Genomic DNA, 21,516 nt, shown 5'->3' with positions numbered 1-21,516 from the left:
TATGAAAAGAATTAAAGAAGTAATTGTGGTTGAGGGAAAAGACGATACCAAACAGATTCAACGAGCGGTGGATGCTGACACCATTGAGACGCGTGGTTCAGCAATTTCCGATGAGACCCTCGACTTAATTGATCGTTTAGCTCAAACCCGTGGGGTGATTGTTTTTACTGATCCTGACTTTTCTGGTGAAAAAATTCGTAAGATCATTTCTGATGAGATCCCAGAAGCTAAGCATGCTTTCTTAAAGAAGGCGGATGGGGTTCCCGATACGTCCCAGGGTTCACTTGGCGTAGAACACGCTAGTCCTCAGGCCATTCAGGATGCCCTTTCATCCGTTTACACCGAGAGTGACGAGAATCCTGAAGTAATTAGTAAACAGGATTTAATTGCAGCTGGCCTGGTAGGAACTAAGGAAGCCAAGGAACGTCGCCTTGAGATGGGAGAAATTCTCCATCTTGGTTACGTTAACGCCAAACAAATGCAGCGAAGGCTTCGCATGTTTGGCATCACTAAAAAGCAGTTCAATGATGCGTTAAAACAGATTGATGAGGAGGGATATAATGAGTAAAATTCCCGCAATTGGAAGTCCAGCACGAACCCAAGCCATTTTAAATCGGTACCGATTAAACGCTAAAAAAAGCCTTGGTCAGAATTTCTTAAATGATTTAGGAGTTTTAAAAGAGATTGTGCAAGTGGCCGACATTTCTACGGCTGATGATGTGATTGAGATTGGTCCTGGAATTGGGGCCTTAACGGAACAAATCGCACAGTCGGCCCATGAAGTAATGGCATTTGAAATTGACGAGAATTTACTGCCAATTTTGGATGAGACTCTTAGTCCGTACAATAACATTAAGGTGATTAACCAAGACTTTTTGCAGGCTAACTTGCCTAAGTTGATCAAAGAAAATTTTGACGTACAACACCGTCTAAAGGTGGTGGCAAACCTACCTTACTACGTTACTAAACCCATTCTTATGGACATTTTGAAGGGAAACGTGAACTTCGATGTGACGGTTTTGATGATGCAAAAAGAGGTAGCGGAACGGATTAGTGCCAAGCCTGGAAATCGTGACTACGGGGCCCTGACGATCATCACCCAGTACCTTGAGAACGTGGAAATTGCGATTAACGTGTCGGCACAATCGTTTATTCCATCCCCAAAAGTGGATTCTTCAGTAGTCAAACTTACCCCCAAACAAAAACGAAATATGGTTGCCTACGATGAAAAAGCATTCTTTGGATTTGCGCACGGTTGCTTTATGCACCGTCGCAAGACTTTGTGGAATAATCTTCAGGGGATTTTTGGAAAACAACCAGCAGTTAAAGCGCAAATTAAAGCTGATTTGAAGAAATTAAACATCAATCAATCGGACCGGCCTGAGCAGTTATCAGTGGATCAATTTGTTGAAATGGCAAATCAGTTTCATGCCAGTGGATTACTGTCATAGCGGTATTTACGCCCATTAGCTTTACATTATATTGATTTTAATGTATAATAGTGATACGTGAGGTGATTGATGATGCCAACTAGTCTATCTAAGATTAAATTATTTCTAGATAATCACATTGGACAGGAAATCCATGTAACTGCACAAGCTGGAAGAAAACGAACAAATGAGTACGATGGTGTCTTGTCTGAGACATTTCCCGCTGTATTTTTAATTACGCTTGATTCCGACGAGAAGTTAGGACAAGTATCATACAGTTATACCGATATTTTAACCAAGAACATCGAGATTAACTTTGTTTAAATTGACCGAGAGGTCTTTTTTTTTACTTTATATTTCCATCATTAATGAGTAAGATGGTATAAGTAAAGGACTCAGAATAATAGGAGTTTAATAATGGATGACTTAATTTTAAAAGTAGAGAATTTAACCGTTGATTTTGCTGAAAAGCACGTTTTAAATGACCTAAGCTTTGACGTGCAACGGGGCGATTTCTTAAGTATTGTGGGACAAAATGGGGTTGGTAAAACAACCCTCGTTCGGGTAATTTTAGGCCAATTGAAACCAACCAGTGGGAAGGTTCAATTTCTTCCGAATCGATCCCAGGTTAAGATCGGTTACGTTCCCCAGTTTCGAAACATCGATACTGAGTATCCACTTTCGGTTAAAGATTTTGTGGCACTCGCCTTTAGCGGCTTTAAATTACCATGGCTTTCAAAAAAAGAACACCAAAGATTAAATGAGGTGTTAAAAGAGACTAATTTGAATGCCATTTCAAAGGAACCACTGGGACGAACTTCCGGAGGAGAAAAGCAGCGGGCTTACCTAGCACAGGCATTAGTGGTTCAGCCGGATTTGTTAATCCTAGATGAATCAACTGCCAGTCTTGATCCAGAGGCGAAGGAAAGCCTGTTAAACGTCGTTTCCGACCTTAACTCTAAGCATGGATTAACTGTAATTTTTGTTACCCATGACATTCCGCTGGCCAAGAAATTTGCTAACAAATACTTATTCTTGCGACCAAATAATTATGAATTTGGACCAATTAGTAACCTAAATGTTGAGGAATTCTGGAAGGGGCAAGCTGATGTTTAGTTTTGAATTTATGCGGAACGCCTTTTTGGCAAGTACCATCATTGCCGTTGTATGTGGAGTCATTGGGGTCTTTGTGGTTTCTCGAAACATGCCATTTTTAACTCACACTTTGTCCGAAATTGGATTTGCGGGAGCTTCATTTGGAATGTTTATTGGAATCAGTCCCCTAAATGGAATGCTACTTTTTACCACCATTAGTTCCGTTTTGGTTGGCAAAATGAGTTCTGGATCGGTTGCAGAAAGGCGAGAAGATACCATTAGTGCGGTTTCGGCACTGTTTATTGGACTTGGGGTCCTCTTTCTGGCGCTGTCGAATAGTAGTGCCAGTTATGCGACAAATATTCTGTTCGGAAGTATTGTCGGTATTAGTGCCTCCGAGGTTCATCAGATGATTTGGTTATCGGTCATCGTCCTGATCGTGACTTTATTTATTTATCGTGATTTAAAGTTTGACTCGTTTGACGCCGTTGGGGCACGGGCTCAGAAGATTCCTAGTGGAATTTTGTCATTAATTTTCTTGGTGATGTTGGCTTTAAGTGTTTCGGTAGCTGCTCAAATCGTGGGAGCACTGTTAATCTTTATTCTCTTGACCCTTCCCGCCGCTAGTGCCAAATACTTCGTTCATTCGGTTAGTAAAATGATTGGACTAGCAATCGTCTTTGGTCTGGTTGGGGTCTGGGTTGGATTGACCCTGGGATATTACACCAACTGGCCGGTTAGTTTCTTCATCGCCGTTATTGAAGTCGTTATTTACTTTAGTTCATTAATCTATAATCACTTTGTAGAGGGTTAACTGGTCAAGTTAACCTCTCTTTTTTTGGCTTTTTTTCGATAAAGTGAAGTAAAACACGAACATTTATGCTAAAATTTCCTTGTGTGCCAATTTATGACGAGGTGAAAGCATGAAATTTAAAAGAAGTGAACGATTAGTAGACATGACGAACTATCTATTAAACCGTCCTCATACATTAGTACCATTAACTTTTTTCGCTAAGCGATATAATTCCGCTAAGTCTTCCATCAGTGAAGATCTCGGAATCGTGAAGCAAGCATTTCAACAACGTGGAATTGGTTTGGTTGAAACTGTTCCTGGCGCTTCCGGTGGTGCTAAATTTACACCGTACATTTTAAAAGAAGCCGCTGATCAGTTTATTGGTGAAGTTTCTGACACCTTAAATGACAACGATCGCTACCTTCCGGGTGGCTATGTTTACATGTCAGACATTTTAGGACAACCAGAGAAGTTGAAGACGATTGGGAGAATCATTGCTACCCAATACCTGTTTCAAAAAGTTGACGCGGTACTAACGGTTGCTACGAGAGGAATTCCCGTCGCCGAAGCTTCTGCCACGTATTTAAATGTGCCACTAGTAATTGCCAGACATGATTCTCAAATTACGGAAGGATCAACCGTCAGTGTTAACTATGTTTCAGCATCCAGTCAAGAAGTCAAAAGAATGACCATCTCAAAACGGAGCCTTCAACCGGGTTCAAACGTTTTGATCGTTGACGACTTTTTGCGTGGAGGCGGTACAATTTCCGGCTTGACCTCTTTGATTGATGAATTTGACTGTCATCTCGTGGGGAGTACGGTCTTCGTTGAAACCGACGATCCTGGTCACAGAAGGGTCACTGACTTTACCTCTTTATTGAAGATGGATATTAAAGATGACCAGATTGAGATTAAACCCGGCAATTATGCCCAAAAGATTTTTGGGAGTACCAATTAAAATTAATTACAAGGGGAACAAAAATGAGCTCAAAAAATACAATTATTCTAGCCGCGGGTAAGGGTACCCGCATGAAATCCAAATTATACAAGGTTCTCCACCGAATCTGTGGAAAGTCCATGGTTGACCATGTGTTAACGCAGGTTTCTCAACTCGATATGGATAACATCATTACGATTGTTGGCTATGGTGCTGAGGACGTTGAAAATGAACTTGGTAATCGTTGTGAGTACGTTGTTCAGGATCAACAGCTGGGAACGGGAGACGCTGTTGCTCGTGCCGAGGGACTTTTAAAGGACTCGGATGGCGAGACCCTCGTTATTAGTGGTGATACTCCACTATTTACGGCGGCTACTTTGAAACAATTGTTTGAATACCACGAACAAAAAAAAGCCACAGCAACAATTTTGACGTCTCAAGCTCCGGATCCCACCGGTTATGGAAGAATTGTGCGCAATAACCTGGGAATTGTTGAAAAGATCGTGGAACAAAAGGATGCCACTTCTGAAGAGCAAGGCATTCATGAGATCAACACGGGCGTTTACGTCTTTGATAATCAAGCCTTGTTTGAGGCACTCCACAAGATTAACAACGATAACGCCCAGGGTGAGTACTACTTAACCGATGCCATTGAAGTTTTAAAGAATGAAGGACGGACGATTGCGGCTTACAAAATGGCTAACTTCAATGAATCGATGGGAGTTAACGATCGGATAGCTCAAGCTCGAGCAACTCACATTATGCAGGATCGCATCAACCGCTATCACATGAAAAACGGGGTTACCATTGTTAACCCCGATGCTACTTACATTGATAGTGGCATCAAGATTGGTCAGGATACCATCATTGAACCAGGCGTTCAGCTGCAGAATGGAACCGAGATTGGCAGTAATTGTGTCATTGGTGCCCATTCCAAGATTTCAGGAAGTAAGATTCATGACAATGTTCATGTCTTTTCTTCGGTAATTGAGGACGCTGAAATGATGCCGGGTTCAGACATTGGACCGAACAGTCATCTTCGCCCAGGTGCTGAGATTGGTAAAAATGTCCATATTGGGAATTTCTGTGAGGTTAAAAGTGCCACCATTGGTGAGGGAACTAAGATGGGCCATCTGACATACGTTGGCAATGCTAAACTTGGCAAGCACATTAACATTGGATGTGGGGTAATCTTTGCCAACTACGATGGTGCTCATAAACACACTTCCACGGTAGGTGACGATTCGTTCATTGGCAGCAATTCAAACCTCATTGCGCCCGTCCACATTGCTGATCATACTTTTATTGCCGCTGGTTCTACCATTACTGATGATATGAACCAATACGACATGGGAATTGCTAGAGAACGCCAGACTAACAAGCCGGGTTACTATAAAAAACTTCCCTTTAAAGGTGCCAATTAATTTGAGCTAAATAGTGAAATTATTTTATTAAAATAATATAATGGAAACTGATTAGGTAGGTAAGAAAATGTGGGGGTTATAATGGCTGAAAAGTATGCTGATCCAAAATTGAAAATTTTCTCTTTAAATTCAAATCGTCCGCTTGCGGAAAAGATTGCTAAACGAGTAGGAGTTCCACTAGGGAAAGCTTCCGTTAGTCGTTTTAGTGATGGTGAAATCCAAATTAACATTGAGGAAAGCATTCGTGGCGATAACGTTTATATTATCCAATCAACTTCTGATCCCGTTAACGATAACTTAATGGAATTATTAATTATGATCGATGCTCTAAGACGAGCAAGTGCTAAGACCATTAACGTTGTTATTCCGTACTATGGTTATGCTAGACAAGACCGTAAGGCACGAAGTCGTGAGCCAATTACCGCTAAGTTAGTGGCTGATATGCTTGAAAAAGACGGCATTACCCGCCTTGTTGCACTTGACTTGCACGCGGCTCAGATTCAAGGGTTCTTCGATGTTCCCGTTGATCACTTGATGGGTGCTCCTTTACTTGCGGACTACTTCATTAAGAATGGTCTTGCAAAGGATGCGGTTGTGGTATCACCTGATCACGGTGGTGTGAGTCGAGCTCGTGCCATGGCTGAGTTCTTGAAGGCACCAATTGCAATTATCGATAAGCGTCGTCCTAAAGCCAACGTTGCTCAGATTATGAACATCATTGGTGACGTAAAGGGTAAACGTTGTATCATGATTGACGATATGATTGATACTGCTGGAACCATCACAAAAGGGGCCCAAGCATTGATGGATGCCGGTGCTTCTGAAGTGTACGCATGTTGTACTCATCCCGTCCTCTCAGGACCTGCGACCGAAAGAATTGAGGCTTCACCAATCAAGAAACTAGTTGTTACTGATTCAATTCAGTTACCAGACTACAAGAAGATTGATAAGATTAAGCAGATTTCGGTGGCACCACTGATTGGGGATGCGATTACCAGAATTAATGAAAATCGTCCCGTTAGTCCATTGTTTAGTCATCGATTTGACTATGGTAAGGATGACGAGAAAAAATAGCAATAAAAAAATAATCTTAGCTTTTGAAGTTTCTCATAAGCTAAGATTATTTTTTATGCTCTAACTATTGGTTCACGTACTTGTTAATGGCATACGCTACTCCGTCTTCTGAATTAGGCTTGGTAACAAATTGGGCGTTCTTTTTAATTTCCTCAATTCCGTTTCCCATTGAGACGCCGAGGCCAGCAAACTTGATCATGGAAAGGTCGTTTCCTTGATCACCGATTGCCATGACGTTATCAGGCTTTAAACCGAGTTGTTCTGAGAGAGCCTTCAGTGCGTTTCCCTTACTTGAATTAGAATTCATAAATTCAAGGAAGACGGGAGAACTTTGTACAACACTCATGCGTTCGTAGATAGACTTGGGAAGATTTCCCTTCGCTTTAGTAATTTTATCAGGATAATCCACGTACATTAGCTTGTAGATGTTAACGTCACGAGTGATTTCACCCGGTGTCCGATACTTAATTGGCATTGACACTAAATGACTTTCTTCAACGGAGAAGGGACTGATATCACGGTCTGTGGTCGTGATAGAATCAACCGTTTCGATTTGGAAATGAACGCCCATTTCTCTGGACATCATTTCAATTTCCAAGAAATCATCATATTTGACCGTTTCTTTACTTAAAACTTTTCCGTCAACCGTTTCAACGAGGGCTCCATTGTAGGTAATGGCATATTCGTCGTTCCCATCGATTCCTAGTTTGTTCAGGTAGGGTTTCACACCTGTAATGGGACGACCAGTACATAGGGCCACTTTAATGCCCCTCTGACGGGCTTCAGTAATTGCTTCAATCGTAGCTGGGGCTAACTGATTTTTTTCGTTTAAGAGGGTGCCATCAATGTCGATAGCAATTAATTTAATGTCCATGTTAGTTCTCCTTTGGAATTATAAGGTTATCATTATCAATGTATTTTTGAAATTCATCGTATAGAGGTTGAAAAAGTTCAACGTTCTTGGTTGGTTTAAGCATTTCTCTGGGAAAGAAAAAGCGCTTATCCCCAATGAGTTTTCCCGTAATGGCTTTTACTAAGTCACTAGCCTGGGAAAGCTCCACGAGGTTGCCGTCATTTTCCATCAGTTCAATCTGAGCGTTCTGATGTTTACTTTTCGGATCGTAGACGTCGTATGGTTGATCAAAACTGTTGTCAGTTGCTGTGTAATACTTAGGATTAAAGCCAGCTTTTTCGATGATTTCCTGTAGTTTAGGAATTAAGAACTCCGTTTGATCGTCATACTTCGCCGATTTGAAGGGGTGACGATTCAAAAAGCGTTTAGCTAGATCGGATAGGATGGGATCTTCTGAACGGCGCCACATAATGAAATAAGTGTTTAAGACCCCGTCGTCAATCTGGAGGTAATCATCAAGCGAATAATGATTTTCAAAGATTGGCATGAGGAGGCTAGGCTTAAAATTACTGTTAGGCTTTAGAGCTAATTCTTTGGCACGCATCAATAGATGACTTAAAATGACTTCCATCGAACGGGATACGGGATGAAAGTAGACCTGTTGATACATTTGAAAACGACAAACAATGTAGTATTCAATGGCATGCAGGCCGCTCGCTCTAAAGCAGATTCCACCCGAATAGGGTCGCATGACCTGAAGGATACGATCCAGATCAAACTTACCGTACTGCGCTCCGGTGTAGTACGAATCACTCAGTAAGTAATCCATGCGATCTGCGTCAACCTGGCTTGAAATCATTTGAACCACTTGGGGATTGTCGTACGTTTTATTAATGACACTAGCAACCCGTTCCGGAAAATCGGGACCAACCTGACTTAGAACGTGGTTAATTTCTGTTTCTTTAGACGTGATGATCTGCTGGGTGATTTGTTCATGATTAGTGTGAAAGATGTGTTCAAACGTGTGTGAGTAAGCTCCGTGACCTACATCGTGCAGCAAGGCGGCACATAAGGCCACGATTCGTTCTGAATCATCCCACAGTCCGTCGCCAGCTTCTTTAGTCGGATAATTTCTTTGAAAATTATCGCAAATTCGGCGGGTAATTTCATAGACTCCTAAAGAGTGACTAAAGCGGGTGTGCTCTGCCCCATGAAAGGTCAATGAAGTTGTTCCTAATTGTTTGATTCGTCTTAAACGTTGAAACTCAGGTGTATTGATTAGATCTAAGATGACCTGATTCTCAACGTAGATGTGACCCAGAACTGGATCACGAAAAACCTTGTCATATTTTAATGGCTGACTGTAATACCTCAATAAAAGACCTCCACTCATTACTAGCTTTTCTCCATTATAGCGGAAATAAAAATAAACGTCATGACAAACTCAAAGTTAGTGCATTTACATCGTTAACGGCGTAACATTGAATTGGTGAGGTGGTATTTTGACAGAAAACGAAAAAACCAAAAAAGTGCAAGTTGAGATTTCAACCGAGATCAATCAAGATGGCAACGTCGAACGTCATCACTTTGAAGAAAACGGTCAGCTAGTTACGATTAATGGCAACCGTTATTTGCGTTACGTGGAACACGTAACTGGTCAGCCCGACGTTCCAGTGACATACCGAATTGGTAAGGATTCGATTCGGTTGACTCGTGCTGGGGATAATCACCTTGAACTTCATTTTAAACCCAATGAAACCATTGAAGACTTGTATCGGACCCCATATGGAAATCTCAAAATTGGAGCCCACACCACGAGCATTAAACAATCTAAAGACGCGCAAACGGGGCTTGAAATAATCGAGATTAATTATGAATTGTATACCAATGGACAAAAGGTTGGTGACTACCGAGTCAAATTGCAATTTAAATGTTAAACTAGTATTATTAGTCTGTTAGGAATCTAGAAAGGCGTGGTCGAATTGGAACTTAAAGAATTAGACAAGCAAGACAAAAGCGAATTATCAATGGTTGAAGTGGCTCATGCAATTTTAGCTGACGCCGGTAAAACCATGTCATTCGTTGATTTAACCAACGAAGTACAAAAATACTTGGGGGATAGTAACCAAGTAATTCGTGATCGTTTACCTCAATTCTATACAGATCTTAATGTCGATGGGAGCTTTATTTCCCTTGGCAATAACGTCTGGGGTCTTCGAACTTGGTACCCATACGAATCAATTAATGAAGCAACCATCAACGAGGGCGAAGAAGATAATAACAATACCCCAAAGAAGCATCGTAAAGTTAACGCCTTTATGGCTGATGCTGCTGACGACGATGATGTAATTGATTATGACAACGATGATCCAGAAGATCAGGACGATTTTGAAGACAGTTCTGATGATGACAAAGACAAATATCACAAGGATCTGGATGAAGAAAATCCTGATACTGACGATGACGCCATCGATGATGATGACGGTGTTGAAGGCGATCTTTCGGAAGTGGATCCAGACGATCATGATGATAAAGATAACGATGATGACGACAAGAATTAGACTTGACTAATTTTGTAAAATCCCTTAGTATTCTATTTGGGCACTTTACAGACATGTGAAGTATTTCGAATAAGTAATGGCTCCCTATTCAGTGAATGGGGAGCTTTTTTTATGTTATAACCAAAATTTTATGGAGGAGTTTGAGCATGACTAAGTATATTTTTGTAACCGGTGGAGTAGTTTCTTCCTTAGGAAAGGGAATTGTTTCTGCTTCAATCGGAAGATTACTGAAAAATCGTGGCTTTAATGTCACCATTCAAAAATTTGATCCATATATTAATATTGACCCGGGAACAATGAATCCTTATCAACACGGGGAAGTCTTTGTTACCGATGATGGTGCTGAAACCGATCTTGATTTGGGTCATTACGAACGTTTTATTGATAATAATTTAAACAAGTATTCTAATTTTACAACTGGTAAGATTTATGAAGAAGTTCTAAGAAAGGAACGTCATGGTGACTACCTCGGTCGGACCGTGCAGGTAATTCCTCACATCACCGGTATGATCAAACAGAAAATTATGAGTGCCGCTAAGAGTACGGATGCCGACATTGTCATTTCTGAAATTGGGGGAACGGTTGGTGATATTGAATCACTTCCATTCCTTGAGGCCATTCGTCAGATGAAACATGAAGTTGGGGACGACAACACCTTTTACATTCACGTAACCCTGGTTCCATATCTGCATGCTGCCAAAGAAATGAAGACAAAACCAACCCAACACAGTGTTAAAGAGTTACGAAGCATTGGAATTCAACCCGATATGTTGGTTCTTCGGGCAGAAAAACCAGTTAGTGATGAGATGAAGAAAAAGATCGCGATGTTCTGTGACGTTCCGGTTAAGGACATCATTGAATCAATTGACGCTCCAAACTTGTACCAGATTCCCCTTAGCTTTCAGAAACAGGATATGGATGATGAAATCCTAAAACACTTTAATGTGAAGGCTCCTGAGGCTGACATGAAAGACTGGAAGAAGATGGAGAAACACATCCGCAACTTGAAGGGTGAGGTCAACATTGCCATTGTTGGAAAATACGTTGATCTAAATGATGCTTATCTTTCAGTGAACGAAGCTTTGAAGCATGCTGGATACGCTGCTGATGATAAGGTTAATATTCACATGATTGACGCTGGTACGATTGATAAAGACAATGTGGCAAAGAAGTTGAAGGGAATGGATGGTATCTTGGTTCCCGGAGGCTTTGGTAATCGTGGGGTTGAAGGAATGATTCAAGCCGTTCGATACGCCAGAGAAAAGGATGTTCCTTACCTAGGTGTTTGTCTTGGTATGCAAATTGCTACCATCGAATACGCTAGAGATGTAGTGGGTTACAAGGATGCGAACTCGACTGAATTTGACCCACAGACCAAACACAACGTGATTGATCTGATGGCCGATCAAAATGACGTCACTGACGCTGGTGGTACTCAACGATTAGGTGCTTACCCAACCAAGTTAAAACCGGGTACCAAGGCTGCTAGTGCTTACGATAACAAGAAGGAAATTTCGGAACGACACCGTCATCGTTATGAGTTCAACAATAAGTTTCGCAAAGACCTTGAAGATGCTGGTTTAGTTGTTTCTGGAACCTCACCAGATGATCATTTGGTAGAAGTGGTCGAAGTTCCTCACAAGAAATTCTTCGTGGCCGCTCAGTATCACCCAGAATTCCTGTCACGTCCGGATCGTCCGGAAGGCTTATTCAAGGCGTTTGTGGCTGCTTCTGACAAAGAACACAAGCATAACCACAAAAAATAATTGGTCTTTCTAATAATCTTAAGAAAATAATTTCTCATTTTGTATTGTGTTTTGGTGCAAATTTTCCTATGATTATTACTGAAAGATATGATATAAGTGAGGATTACCAAATTATGACGATATTAAAAATATCAGGAGGACATCCTCTATATGGTGACGTCACCGTTGGTGGAGCAAAAAACAGCACGGTTGCTTTAATTCCGGCTGCCATTTTAGCGGATAGTCCAGTGGAACTTGATATGGTTCCTGATATCCTGGATGTGCATAATCTCATGCTAATTCTCCAATCAATGAACGTAACATCCGACTTTTCGGATGGTGTCTTAAATATTGATCCAACTAACATACTCGAGGGTGAACTCCCCGGTAAAGCAATTAAAAGCTTACGCGCCTCATACTACTTTATGGGGGCACTCCTTGGAAAGTTTCATCGTGCTACGATCAGTTTTCCAGGGGGAGACAACATTGGGCCACGACCAATTGACCAACACATTCGGGCTTTTAAAGCCCTAGGAGCTGAAGTTAGTGAGAGTGATGATTCGGTTGACATTAATGCGACCGAGCATGGACTCCATGGAGCTTCAATCTTCTTTGACATGGTTTCCGTGGGAGCAACCATTAATACTATTTTGGCTGCCGTCAAGGCTGATGGTGTCACCACGATTAGTAATGCTGCTAAAGAACCTGAGATTATTGATATTGCATCATTTTTGAATAGTATGGGAGCTAAGATTCGTGGTGCTGGAACGGATGTGATCCGAATCCAGGGAGTTAACCATTTGCAAGCGAAGGCCACTCATACGATTATTCCAGATCGGATTGAAGCTGGAACCTATTTGACGTTAGCGGCAGCCATTGGTAAGGGCATCAACGTAAAGAACGTGATTCCCGAACATTTGCAGGCTTATACCGCTAAGCTGATTGAGGCTGGGGTTCAGTTAGAGATCGGAGAAGACAGCATTTATGTTCCGAAGACTGGAAAATTAAATGGGATTGAAGTTAAAACGGCTCCGTTTCCTGGATTTGCAACGGATCTGCAACAACCAATTACCCCGATGTTGTTTAAGGCGGATGATGATAGTGTGATTCATGACACCATCTATCCCGAGCGACAAAATCACATTGCTCAGCTGCAAAAGATGGGTGCTAATATTCGGGTTAACCCCACTGATAATTCAATTATCATCAGTAAGAGTGACAATCTTCACGGAACGACGGTTCAAGCCGGAGAAATTCGAGCAGGTGCCTCCCTAGTCATCGCTGGACTGATGGCGCAGGGACAGACCACGATTGAGAATGCTGATAATATTCTTCGTGGCTATGACAATATTACGAATAAATTAACTAACCTACATGCCAACGTTCAAATGATCGATCAAGATGACTAGTTTAGGTACCATTGCGTGTGTCAAAAAATAATGTTAAGCTATTATAGTTGATATAATTCGATAATCAATCTCTGAACGTTGTTTAGGGCAAAAGGAGCGAGATATTATGAAAAAAGGAATTCATCCAGATTTTCACCAAGTTGTATTTCAAGATTCAAGTACTGGATTTAAGTTCATTACTGGTTCAACTGCAACCTCTGATGAAACCATCAAAATGGACGATGGCAACACTTACCCACTAATTCGTGTTGAAATTTCATCTGATTCACATCCATTCTACACTGGTAGACAAAAGTTCAACCAAGCAGATGGTGCGGTCGATCGTTTCAACAAGAAATATGGTCTTGCCAACAAATAATAATAAACAAAAAAGAGTCAACTTTAGGTTGGCTCTTTTTTTGTGATTAAATTTAATTAACGGATCTTTGTTCATTTCTGGTTTCATTGAGTACCAGTAGAAAGTTGATGAGTACTAGAAGTGCCGTTGAAATGAAGACACTTGAGTAATCAAATAACGAAGAAACAATTGAACCGATGATGGGCCCAATACAGTTTCCGGCCGCCTGCATGGATTGATTCCAGCTGAATATCCGACCAGTAACGTTGGATGGAGTGTTCTTAGCCAGAATGGTTTGAACGGCTGGTAGCATACATGCATTCGAAATTCCGATTAGGAACCGCAATCCCATTAGTTCCCAAACGTTCGTGACGAACGCCATTGGGATGTAAACTAACATGGCGAAGATGAAACCACCCAACATGATTTTGGAGGTCCCAATCTTGTCTCCTAGTGCACCTAGTTTAGGTGCCGCAAACAGTGTGGCTATCCCCGGAACCGCGGCAACAATTCCACTGTAAAAGGTAACTTGGGGACTGTTGTGCATAATTTCTTTGACATAGAGGGATAGAATTGGCGAGATGGAAAAGTTTGAGGCCTGAATGATAAGGGTGGTTAGAAACATTCCGAAGATTAACTTAACGTTAGAAAGTTCAGAAATGACCTGCTTGGTTGAGAGGTTATCCTCTTTGGCAACGGGGGTGAAGTGTTCTTTTACGAAGAATAAAGTGACAAAGAACACGGAAATAAGTAGCCCACCGGTAATAAAGAAAGTTAGTCGATATGAGAACACGGACGCTAAGATTCCACCAATGAACGGACCAAATAGTGTTCCAGAAACGTTCCCAGTCGTCAAGATTCCAAGGGCCTTGCCGCTTTCTCGCTTTGGAACCTGGGTAGCCAGAAGGGCATTGGCATTACTCATGTAACCAGAAAAAATTCCTTGAATGAAACGTAGAGCAATTAATTGCCAAACGGCTGTCACAAATCCCATTAAGATCAAACAGACTGCCATTCCAAGGGAGGCCCGCAAAAGCATGACTTTTCTTCCGTATCGATCAGCAAGTGATCCCCAGATTGGGGATACCACAGCAGTAACGATGAAAGAGGCCGAAAAGGCCAGTCCACTATAGATACTTAATTGACTAGAACTATAGTGACCTAGAGTGGCGATGAATAAGGACAGAAAGGGCATGACTTCACTGAAACCCAATCCGTTCATAAACATCCCAAACCACAGGGCTACTAAGTTTTTGTGCCAGATCTCTGGTGGGACCGGATCAGATATTTGATTTTTATTCTGAGTCAAATGATGCGCTTCCTTCCCGTTTGCTGTTATGATGGTCTTGCATGTACTTTAGCCACAGCGGCAAAGCTTGATCCAGCATTTGGTAGGTATCCTCAAATCGATGCGTATACCAAGGATCAACGATGTTGACCCCTTTTTTGCCGGGGACAATGTCCATGCATAAATGAAGTTTATCCCATTGGTCTTGAGGGATCATTTCCTTAAGATCACTGATATTATAATCATCCATGGTAATAATATAGTCAGCATTTTGGATGTCAGTTGCAGTGATCGGATGTGATCGCTTGCCACGATAATCTAAATGATGGGCGTCCATGGTTTTTTGAGCACCAGGATGAGGACGGCTGCCTGCCTCATCATTTTCAGTGGCAGCTGAGCTCACCGAATAGTTGTCGGAAAGCCCTTCATTTGTAAGCATTTTTTTAAACATTGCTTCTGCCATGGGAGATCGACAAATATTCCCTAGGCAGACAAATAAAACATTTGTTTTTTTCATAATCCACTCTCCCAAAATTAAATCATTACTACCATATTAACAGTAATCGGATTTTATATGTATAAAAAAGAACGCAAATTATAACGTAGGAAAGGATCACGAGTTGGAAATGGTTGTTAAAAGTCTCGTTTACAATGAAGGGAGTATAAAAGTATTGGAGTAGAAGAATATGTTAACTAATACAGTGTATTTCCAAGTTAATCCAGTTAAGAATTTTGCTTGCAGCTGGGGCATTCTTCCCTCGGATTTTTTAAATGGAATTAAAAATGAACCACAAAACATTATTTTATTGAATGATGACTACCAAAACGCAAATGATTTTAATATGTCGACTAAGTTTGACATAATTGCTGGGGAAAATGAGATTAGAGAATACATGATTGATAATCGAACCAGTACGAAAAAGTGGGTTGATTTTAAAAGTAAAGAAGATCTGGATTCTTTAAGTGAAGACGAGATTGCTGATTTGTTGTATTTGAGTCACATGGGAATGCCCATGACTGGAATCAGCCCGTTTTCAGCTAAGATTAATAATCAATTTGTTTTCTTGAGTGATTCAACTGGTTTTACTAAGGTTTATCTCCGTCGCTTCAATGAAATTAATCAAATTTTAGCCGTTTGTCTAAAACGTCACTTAAAAGAACAATGGAACAAGAGACGAGTGTTTGTGAAGTCAATCCCCTTTAAGGACGTGGATCTCCAGACACTAACGAAGTTATTAAAATTAGGTATTACCGGGGTGATCATTCCTTGTGATATGGTAGAAATAGAAAAGCCGAAACTGGAAATTCCCTTAATGAGGCATCGAAAGCAGTCGCCACGGGTGATCTGGAACTCTGAGGCCCAGCTACGTGCCGGAACTGAGAAAGTTGGCCAGATCACGTATGATATTTCCACTCAGACGTGGGAATTGCGCAAGGATGTTGATGATGAGGGAGAATTAAACGATTTGGTTTAAGCGAACCGAATCGCTTTTTTGCTGGACCTTTTCTGATATACTTTAAATGCATTTAGATCGAATTAATAGGAGTTTTGTTATGAAAATGAACCTTTTAGAGATTGCCAAAGCCGTCAACGGCGACTTGAATTCAAAAAAATATGAAAATGTGGATGTGACGGGCGTTTCGTTTGATAGTCGGAAGCTGAAGCCAAACGACCTGTTTGTGCCACTTACGGGGAAACATGATGGTCATGACTTCATTGCAAGTGCCATTGAAAACGGCGCCAGTGCAACCTTTTGGAATAAGAGTAGAAGTGAGGACGCGCCAAAGGGATTCCCAGTTATCTTAGTTGATGACACTTTGAAAGTTCTTCAAGACTTGAGTAGTCATTATTTAAATAAGATTAATCCGAAGGTGGTCGCCATTACGGGAAGTAACGGTAAAACTACCACTAAGGATATGATTGCTTCCATTCTTGCCACCCAGTTTAATGTATGTAAAACGCATGCGAACTTTAATAATGAGATTGGGGTTCCCATCACCATTCTTTCCATGGAATCGAACACTGAATATTTGGTGGTTGAAATGGGGATGGATAGACCGGGTCAGCTCGACTTCTTGAGTAAATTGGTTAAGCCTGATATCGCCGTCATTACGATGATTGGAGAGGCCCACATTGAGTTCTTTGGTACCCGTGATAAGATTGCGGACGCTAAGATGGAAATCACCCATGGTTTAAGACCTGACGGGGTGTTTGTCTATGATGGGGATGAACCATTATTAAATGAACGCGCTAAGGCACTCGATGTTGAAAAATTAACCTTTGGAAGAAAAGATACTAATGATATTTATCCAAAGGACGTGTTTGATGGTGATCACGAGACCACGTTTAAGACCAACAAACTTGGCAACATGAAGTTCACCATTCCGTTAATTGGTGATTACAATGTTAATAATGCCCTAGCTGCGATTGAAGTCGGTGAGTTAGCTGAGATTTTACCAGCCAACATGCGTGGAGCGTTAGATCATACGAATTTTACTAACAATCGAACGGAATGGGTTAAAGGTGCAAACGGTGAGATGATCTTAAGCGACGTTTATAATTCGAACCCATCCGCTTTAAAGGCGGTGCTAAAGGCCTTTCAGGATACTCATTTGGATGGAAAACGAGTTGCCGTTTTGGGTGACATGCTCGAATTAGGCGATCATGCTCAAGAAATGCATGAGGAAATTTCAGATGCCATTAATCCCCAATTGATTCAGCAAGTTTATTTGGTTGGACCGCTGATGAAGTCATTATATAAAATGTTACAAAAAAAATATCCAAATCAAAATAACCTTCATTATTACGCAACCGATCAACTGGATCAACTAGCTAAAGACTTAGACTCCCAGTTATCTACTGGTGATGAGGTCTTGCTCAAAGGGAGTCATGGGATTCACTTAGAACAAGTTTTAAAAGCATTAGAATAGTTTTGCTTAGCGGTTTTGATTTGTGAAATTCGGTTAAATGGTGTAATATATTTTAGACACGTAATCGCTGAAGTATTTAGAAATAAGTGTGGATCAGATGACTTGCGCACTACGGGAAACGGATTTTTCTCAAGCAAATTATTGAATCCACAGTTGTTGTTTCAATAGGAGGAACACATTTGAAGTTTAAAGATTTAGGACTATCAGATAGTCTACTAAAAGCCATTGAGAAATCAGGCTTTGATGAACCCACTCCAATCCAAGCCCAAACAATTCCATTATTGCTTAAGGGTCAGGATGTGATTGGACAGGCTCAAACTGGAACCGGGAAAACGGCTGCGTTTGCCCTTCCAATTCTACAAGAGATCGATCTGAACAATCCAGACGTTCAGGCCCTTGTCATTTCACCAACTAGAGAACTAGCAATTCAGACCCAAAAAGAGATGCAACGACTCGGTGGGGTTGAAGGAGCTCGAGTTCAGGTTGTTTATGGTGGTTCTGACATCCGTCAACAGATTAGAGATTTGAAGAAGACACCACAGATTGTGGTAGGAACTCCAGGACGGATTCTTGATCACATTAATCGTCGTACTTTAAAGCTTGGTCACGTTAAGTACCTTGTTTTGGATGAAGCGGATGAAATGCTTAACATGGGTTTCTTAGATGATATCGAGAGTATCATCAAGAACATTCCAAGTGATCGACAAACTTTGCTTTTCTCAGCAACGATGCCAGCTCCCATTAAGCGAGTTGGGGTTCAGTTCATGAGGGATCCAAAGCAGATTACCGTTAAGTCCAAGGAGTTAACCACTGATTTAGTTGATCAGTACTACGTTAAAGTAAAGGACAATGAGAAGTTTGATACGATGACACGTTTGTTTGACGTTCAAACTCCCAAAGTTACCATCGTTTTTTGTCGAACTAAGCGTCGGGTTGATGAAGTTTCTAAGGGACTAATTGCACGAGGATATCGTGCTGCCGGCCTTCATGGTGATTTAACTCAGAAGCGTCGTACTCAAATTATGAATGAGTTCAAAAACGACAAAATCAATTACTTAGTTGCAACCGATGTTGCTGCTAGAGGAATTGATGTTTCAGGAGTAACTTACGTTTATAACTTTGATATTCCTCAGGATCCTGAAAGTTATGTCCATCGAATTGGACGAACTGGTCGTGCCGGTCATCATGGTACTTCCGTTACTTTTGTAACCCCTAACGAAATGAGTTACCTTCGTGGGATTGAAAAGTTGACCAAGGTGAGAATGTTACCTTTGAAGCCACCTTCAGAGGATGAAGCACTTGCTGGACAGTTAAAGTTTGCAGAAAATGATATTGAGAAACTGGTTCAAAAGACTGATACAGCCAAGTTTGAACGAGTTGCTAAAAAGTTACTTGAAAAGTATGACAGTGTTGATTTAGTATCGGCATTGTTAAATGACATGACAAGAGATCAAGTTAAGGTTCATATTACTGCTGAAAAACCACTCAAGAATCATGGTGGATTCGGCGGACACCGTAGTGGTGGTTATCACGGGAAACGTAATGATCGTAACAGTCACAAACGATTTGGTAATCGTCGTGGTGGACATGACTCTAGACGTCATGATTCACGAGGACGTAACGGTGGAAATCACGGTAAATCAAAGGGTTTCGTCATTAAGAATAAGTAGAAAAAAGAGAACCACGAGTGGTTCTCTTTTTGTTTAGAAAATTAATTTGTTAAGTGCTATAATAATCATCAAAGAATAATTAGATAGTACTTTATTCAAGGAAGTAGACGTTATGGCAGTGGGAAAAAACCGAAATGCACAACTAGTGATTGACGAAGATGCTATTTTTCATAATATTAGTGAAGAGCGGAAACGTTTAGACTCGAAGTCGGATTTATTTATGGTCGTTAAAGCCAATGCTTACGGCCATGGAGCGGTTCAGGTTGCCGGAATTGCTAAGGCAGCTGGAGCGACTGGCTTTTGTGTTGCAATCTTGGATGAGGCCATTCAGCTTAGAGAAGCGGGCTTTGTTTCAGAGCCGATTCTCGTTTTAGGGCTTTCTGATTTGAGCAACGTCCCATTAATCTCGAAGTACAACGTTTCAGTCACGGTTAGTTCAGTCGATTGGATCAAGCAGGCAGCTGAATTAGCCCAAAAGTTGGGACTTAAAAACAAGATTAGGGTGCATTTAGCTCTAGATACGGGGATGGGACGAATCGGACTGCAAACCGTTTCTGAAGTTAAAGATGCAATAGTTGAGTTGAAGCGAACTAGCGAGTATATTGATTTTGAGGGAGTTTTTACTCATTTTTCCACTGCAGATAGCACTGATGATGATTACTTTCAGTATCAGTTAGACAATTTTAATGAATTAATGACTGCAATTCCTGAGAAACCGCGCTATGTTCATGTGGCTAACTCGGCCACTAGTATGTGGCACAAGGCAGCGGGGGGAAACATGGTCCGTTTTGGAGTGGCTGGCTATGGTTTAAATCCGTCTGGGGTTGCGATTGCGTCGCCATTTAAATTGGAACCTGCCATGAGCTTTACGAGCGAATTAATTTACGTGAAGGAGGTTCAGAGCGGTCGTTCAATTGGATACGGGGCAACTTATACATCCGATTCAAGGGAGTGGATTGGAACGGTTCCTGTTGGCTATGCGGACGGTGTTCGCCGCTCGATGCAGGGATTTTCAGTTCTTGTGGATGGTCAGTATTGTCCCATCGTTGGTAGAGTATGTATGGATCAACTAATGGTTAGGTTACCTTACAAGATGCCGATCGGAACTAAGGTTACCTTGGTTGGAACCGATCACGATCATACCATTACTTTACAGGACGTTGCTGACTATTGTCATACCATTCATTATGAGATTGCATGTGGGTATTCTAGCCGTTTACCACGTGTTTATCGGTCAAGTGATCATCTGAAGTAAATATTTGTAAGAGGGAGTATCTCCATGATATACAAATACGTGATTAATCCTATCTGGATCCAGAAAAATGAAGAATATTCTACCAAACTAGGACTTTCTTTTGACAACCACAAGATTGCCATGAGTTGTGACTCGTTTGATAAAGACCCTCTAATTAATTCTTTGATTTATGGCTACTCAGTTATGGCCAACTTAAATTCGCTAATCGTCGATGAGTATTCTCCGTGCGAAGATGAAGTATCTAAGCGGTTATTCGATGACTATGAGAACGAAAAGTCACGACTGTAAGTTTATTTATGCGGAAGGAATAGTCTATGGAAAACGTTGAGATTAAACGTGGCGATATTTTCTATGCAGACTTATCTCCAGTCGTTGGTTCTGAACAAGGTGGGATGCGCCCTGTGTTGGTAGTGCAAAATAACGTGGGAAATCACTATAGTCCCACTGTGATTGTGGCTGCTATTACAGCTCGAATTACAAAGCCCAAGATGCCTACGCACGTGGGCATTACACCTCAGAACGCCGGAATTGAGAAGAGTTCGGTGATTCTGTTAGAACAAATTAGGACAATTGATAAGCAGCGTCTTAAAGATCATGTCACCCATTTAAGTAAAGATATCATGAGAAAAGTTGATGCTGGTCTCAGCCTAAGTCTGGGACTCAGCCAGAGCACACACGAAGTCTGATGATACATAATATAAAAAGGAACGTGGA

23 protein-coding genes are annotated in these 21,516 nt (G+C 41.2%); 19 read left to right on the top strand and 4 right to left on the bottom strand.

All coding sequences use genetic code 11. The features are described from left to right. Window position 1: 1 nt before the first annotated feature. From rnmV to FC73_RS04710, 8 genes are all read left to right on the top strand, one after another. Entirely contained in the window at window positions 2-568 is a 567-nt protein-coding gene (gene rnmV / locus FC73_RS04745) for a ribonuclease M5 (RefSeq protein ID WP_010022860.1), read from the top strand. Continuing rightward, complete coding sequence (rsmA, locus tag FC73_RS04740; protein ID WP_010022859.1) at window positions 561-1,451, top strand: 16S rRNA (adenine(1518)-N(6)/adenine(1519)-N(6))-dimethyltransferase RsmA; 891 nt, start codon at window positions 561-563, stop codon at window positions 1,449-1,451. The genes rnmV and rsmA overlap by 8 nt, the downstream gene beginning before the upstream one ends. Window positions 1,452-1,523: 72 nt before the next feature. Continuing rightward, a complete protein-coding gene (locus FC73_RS04735; protein WP_010022858.1) occupies window positions 1,524-1,754 on the top strand; it encodes a Veg family protein in 231 nt (76 codons plus the stop codon). Window positions 1,755-1,847: 93 nt separating this feature from the next. Next, window positions 1,848-2,546, top strand: a complete 699-nt coding sequence (locus FC73_RS04730) for a metal ABC transporter ATP-binding protein (protein WP_010022857.1) — start codon at window positions 1,848-1,850, stop codon at window positions 2,544-2,546. After that, a complete protein-coding gene (locus tag FC73_RS04725) occupies window positions 2,539-3,339 on the top strand; it encodes a metal ABC transporter permease (protein WP_010022856.1) in 801 nt (266 codons plus the stop codon). The genes FC73_RS04730 and FC73_RS04725 overlap by 8 nt, the downstream gene beginning before the upstream one ends. Before the next feature lie 109 nt (window positions 3,340-3,448). After that, on the top strand, window positions 3,449-4,276 hold the full coding sequence (gene purR / locus FC73_RS04720; RefSeq protein ID WP_010022855.1) for a pur operon repressor: 828 nt from the start codon (window positions 3,449-3,451) through the stop codon (window positions 4,274-4,276). A 23-nt stretch (window positions 4,277-4,299) separates the two neighbouring features. Further along, window positions 4,300-5,679: a bifunctional UDP-N-acetylglucosamine diphosphorylase/glucosamine-1-phosphate N-acetyltransferase GlmU gene (gene glmU, locus FC73_RS04715; protein ID WP_056936295.1), complete on the top strand. Its 1,380-nt coding sequence runs from the start codon at window positions 4,300-4,302 to the stop codon at window positions 5,677-5,679. A gap of 81 nt (window positions 5,680-5,760) precedes the next feature. Further along, entirely contained in the window at window positions 5,761-6,753 is a 993-nt protein-coding gene (locus tag FC73_RS04710) for a ribose-phosphate diphosphokinase (protein ID WP_010022854.1), read from the top strand. A gap of 64 nt (window positions 6,754-6,817) precedes the next feature. On the opposite strand, the gene yidA is transcribed toward FC73_RS04710, so the two are convergent. Then, window positions 6,818-7,627 carry a sugar-phosphatase gene (gene yidA / locus FC73_RS04705; RefSeq protein ID WP_010022853.1) on the bottom strand — a complete coding sequence of 270 codons (810 nt, stop codon included), beginning with the start codon at window positions 7,625-7,627 and terminating at the stop codon, window positions 6,818-6,820. A 1-nt stretch (window position 7,628) separates the two neighbouring features. Further along, window positions 7,629-8,981 carry an HD domain-containing protein gene (locus tag FC73_RS04700; protein ID WP_010022852.1) on the bottom strand — a complete coding sequence of 451 codons (1,353 nt, stop codon included), beginning with the start codon at window positions 8,979-8,981 and terminating at the stop codon, window positions 7,629-7,631. Window positions 8,982-9,108: 127 nt separating this feature from the next. Between FC73_RS04700 and FC73_RS04695 the strand changes: the two genes are divergently transcribed. The 5 genes from FC73_RS04695 (at window position 9,109) to FC73_RS04675 (ending at window position 13,679) form a co-directional block, all read left to right on the top strand. Further along, window positions 9,109-9,543 (top strand): YwiB family protein, encoded by a 435-nt coding sequence (locus FC73_RS04695; protein WP_010022851.1) that lies wholly within the window; start codon window positions 9,109-9,111, stop codon window positions 9,541-9,543. A 45-nt stretch (window positions 9,544-9,588) separates the two neighbouring features. After that, complete coding sequence (rpoE, locus tag FC73_RS04690; protein ID WP_029327199.1) at window positions 9,589-10,167, top strand: DNA-directed RNA polymerase subunit delta; 579 nt, start codon at window positions 9,589-9,591, stop codon at window positions 10,165-10,167. A 146-nt stretch (window positions 10,168-10,313) separates the two neighbouring features. Then, window positions 10,314-11,933 carry a CTP synthase gene (locus FC73_RS04685; RefSeq protein WP_010022849.1) on the top strand — a complete coding sequence of 540 codons (1,620 nt, stop codon included), beginning with the start codon at window positions 10,314-10,316 and terminating at the stop codon, window positions 11,931-11,933. 113 nt (window positions 11,934-12,046) lie between these two features. Beyond that, the gene (locus FC73_RS04680) at window positions 12,047-13,321 is read left to right on the top strand and encodes a UDP-N-acetylglucosamine 1-carboxyvinyltransferase (protein ID WP_010022847.1); all 1,275 of its coding nucleotides are present in this window, start codon (window positions 12,047-12,049) and stop codon (window positions 13,319-13,321) included. 106 nt (window positions 13,322-13,427) lie between these two features. Continuing rightward, window positions 13,428-13,679 carry a type B 50S ribosomal protein L31 gene (locus FC73_RS04675; RefSeq protein ID WP_010022846.1) on the top strand — a complete coding sequence of 84 codons (252 nt, stop codon included), beginning with the start codon at window positions 13,428-13,430 and terminating at the stop codon, window positions 13,677-13,679. A 52-nt stretch (window positions 13,680-13,731) separates the two neighbouring features. On the opposite strand, the gene FC73_RS04670 is transcribed toward FC73_RS04675, so the two are convergent. Next, window positions 13,732-14,967, bottom strand: coding sequence for a multidrug efflux MFS transporter (locus FC73_RS04670; RefSeq protein ID WP_010022845.1), 1,236 nt, complete (start codon window positions 14,965-14,967; stop codon window positions 13,732-13,734). Further along, complete coding sequence (locus FC73_RS04665) at window positions 14,954-15,463, bottom strand: low molecular weight protein-tyrosine-phosphatase (RefSeq protein WP_010022844.1); 510 nt, start codon at window positions 15,461-15,463, stop codon at window positions 14,954-14,956. Before FC73_RS04665 ends, FC73_RS04670 begins: the two co-directional genes overlap by 14 nt. 169 nt (window positions 15,464-15,632) lie before the next feature. On the opposite strand from FC73_RS04665, the gene FC73_RS04660 reads away from it, so the two are divergent. From FC73_RS04660 to FC73_RS04635, 6 genes are all read left to right on the top strand, one after another. Next, window positions 15,633-16,421, top strand: coding sequence for a hypothetical protein (locus FC73_RS04660; protein WP_010022843.1), 789 nt, complete (start codon window positions 15,633-15,635; stop codon window positions 16,419-16,421). 79 nt (window positions 16,422-16,500) lie between these two features. Then, window positions 16,501-17,877: a UDP-N-acetylmuramoyl-tripeptide--D-alanyl-D-alanine ligase gene (locus FC73_RS04655; RefSeq protein WP_010022842.1), complete on the top strand. Its 1,377-nt coding sequence runs from the start codon at window positions 16,501-16,503 to the stop codon at window positions 17,875-17,877. A 179-nt stretch (window positions 17,878-18,056) separates the two neighbouring features. After that, entirely contained in the window at window positions 18,057-19,547 is a 1,491-nt protein-coding gene (cshA, locus tag FC73_RS04650) for a degradosome RNA helicase CshA (protein WP_010022841.1), read from the top strand. 112 nt (window positions 19,548-19,659) lie between these two features. Continuing rightward, the gene (alr, locus tag FC73_RS04645; RefSeq protein ID WP_010022839.1) at window positions 19,660-20,802 is read left to right on the top strand and encodes an alanine racemase; all 1,143 of its coding nucleotides are present in this window, start codon (window positions 19,660-19,662) and stop codon (window positions 20,800-20,802) included. A 24-nt stretch (window positions 20,803-20,826) separates the two neighbouring features. Further along, on the top strand, window positions 20,827-21,090 hold the full coding sequence (locus FC73_RS04640) for a hypothetical protein (RefSeq protein ID WP_010022838.1): 264 nt from the start codon (window positions 20,827-20,829) through the stop codon (window positions 21,088-21,090). A 26-nt stretch (window positions 21,091-21,116) separates the two neighbouring features. After that, entirely contained in the window at window positions 21,117-21,488 is a 372-nt protein-coding gene (locus FC73_RS04635) for a type II toxin-antitoxin system PemK/MazF family toxin (protein ID WP_010022835.1), read from the top strand. Window positions 21,489-21,516 lie beyond the last annotated feature (28 nt).

Origin of the sequence: Fructilactobacillus fructivorans, assembly GCF_001434095.1 — a bacterium.
Classification (GTDB): domain Bacteria; phylum Bacillota; class Bacilli; order Lactobacillales; family Lactobacillaceae; genus Fructilactobacillus; species Fructilactobacillus fructivorans.
Note: the sequence above shows the minus strand (reverse complement) of the source record. Positions and strands in the feature narration are given on the sequence as shown.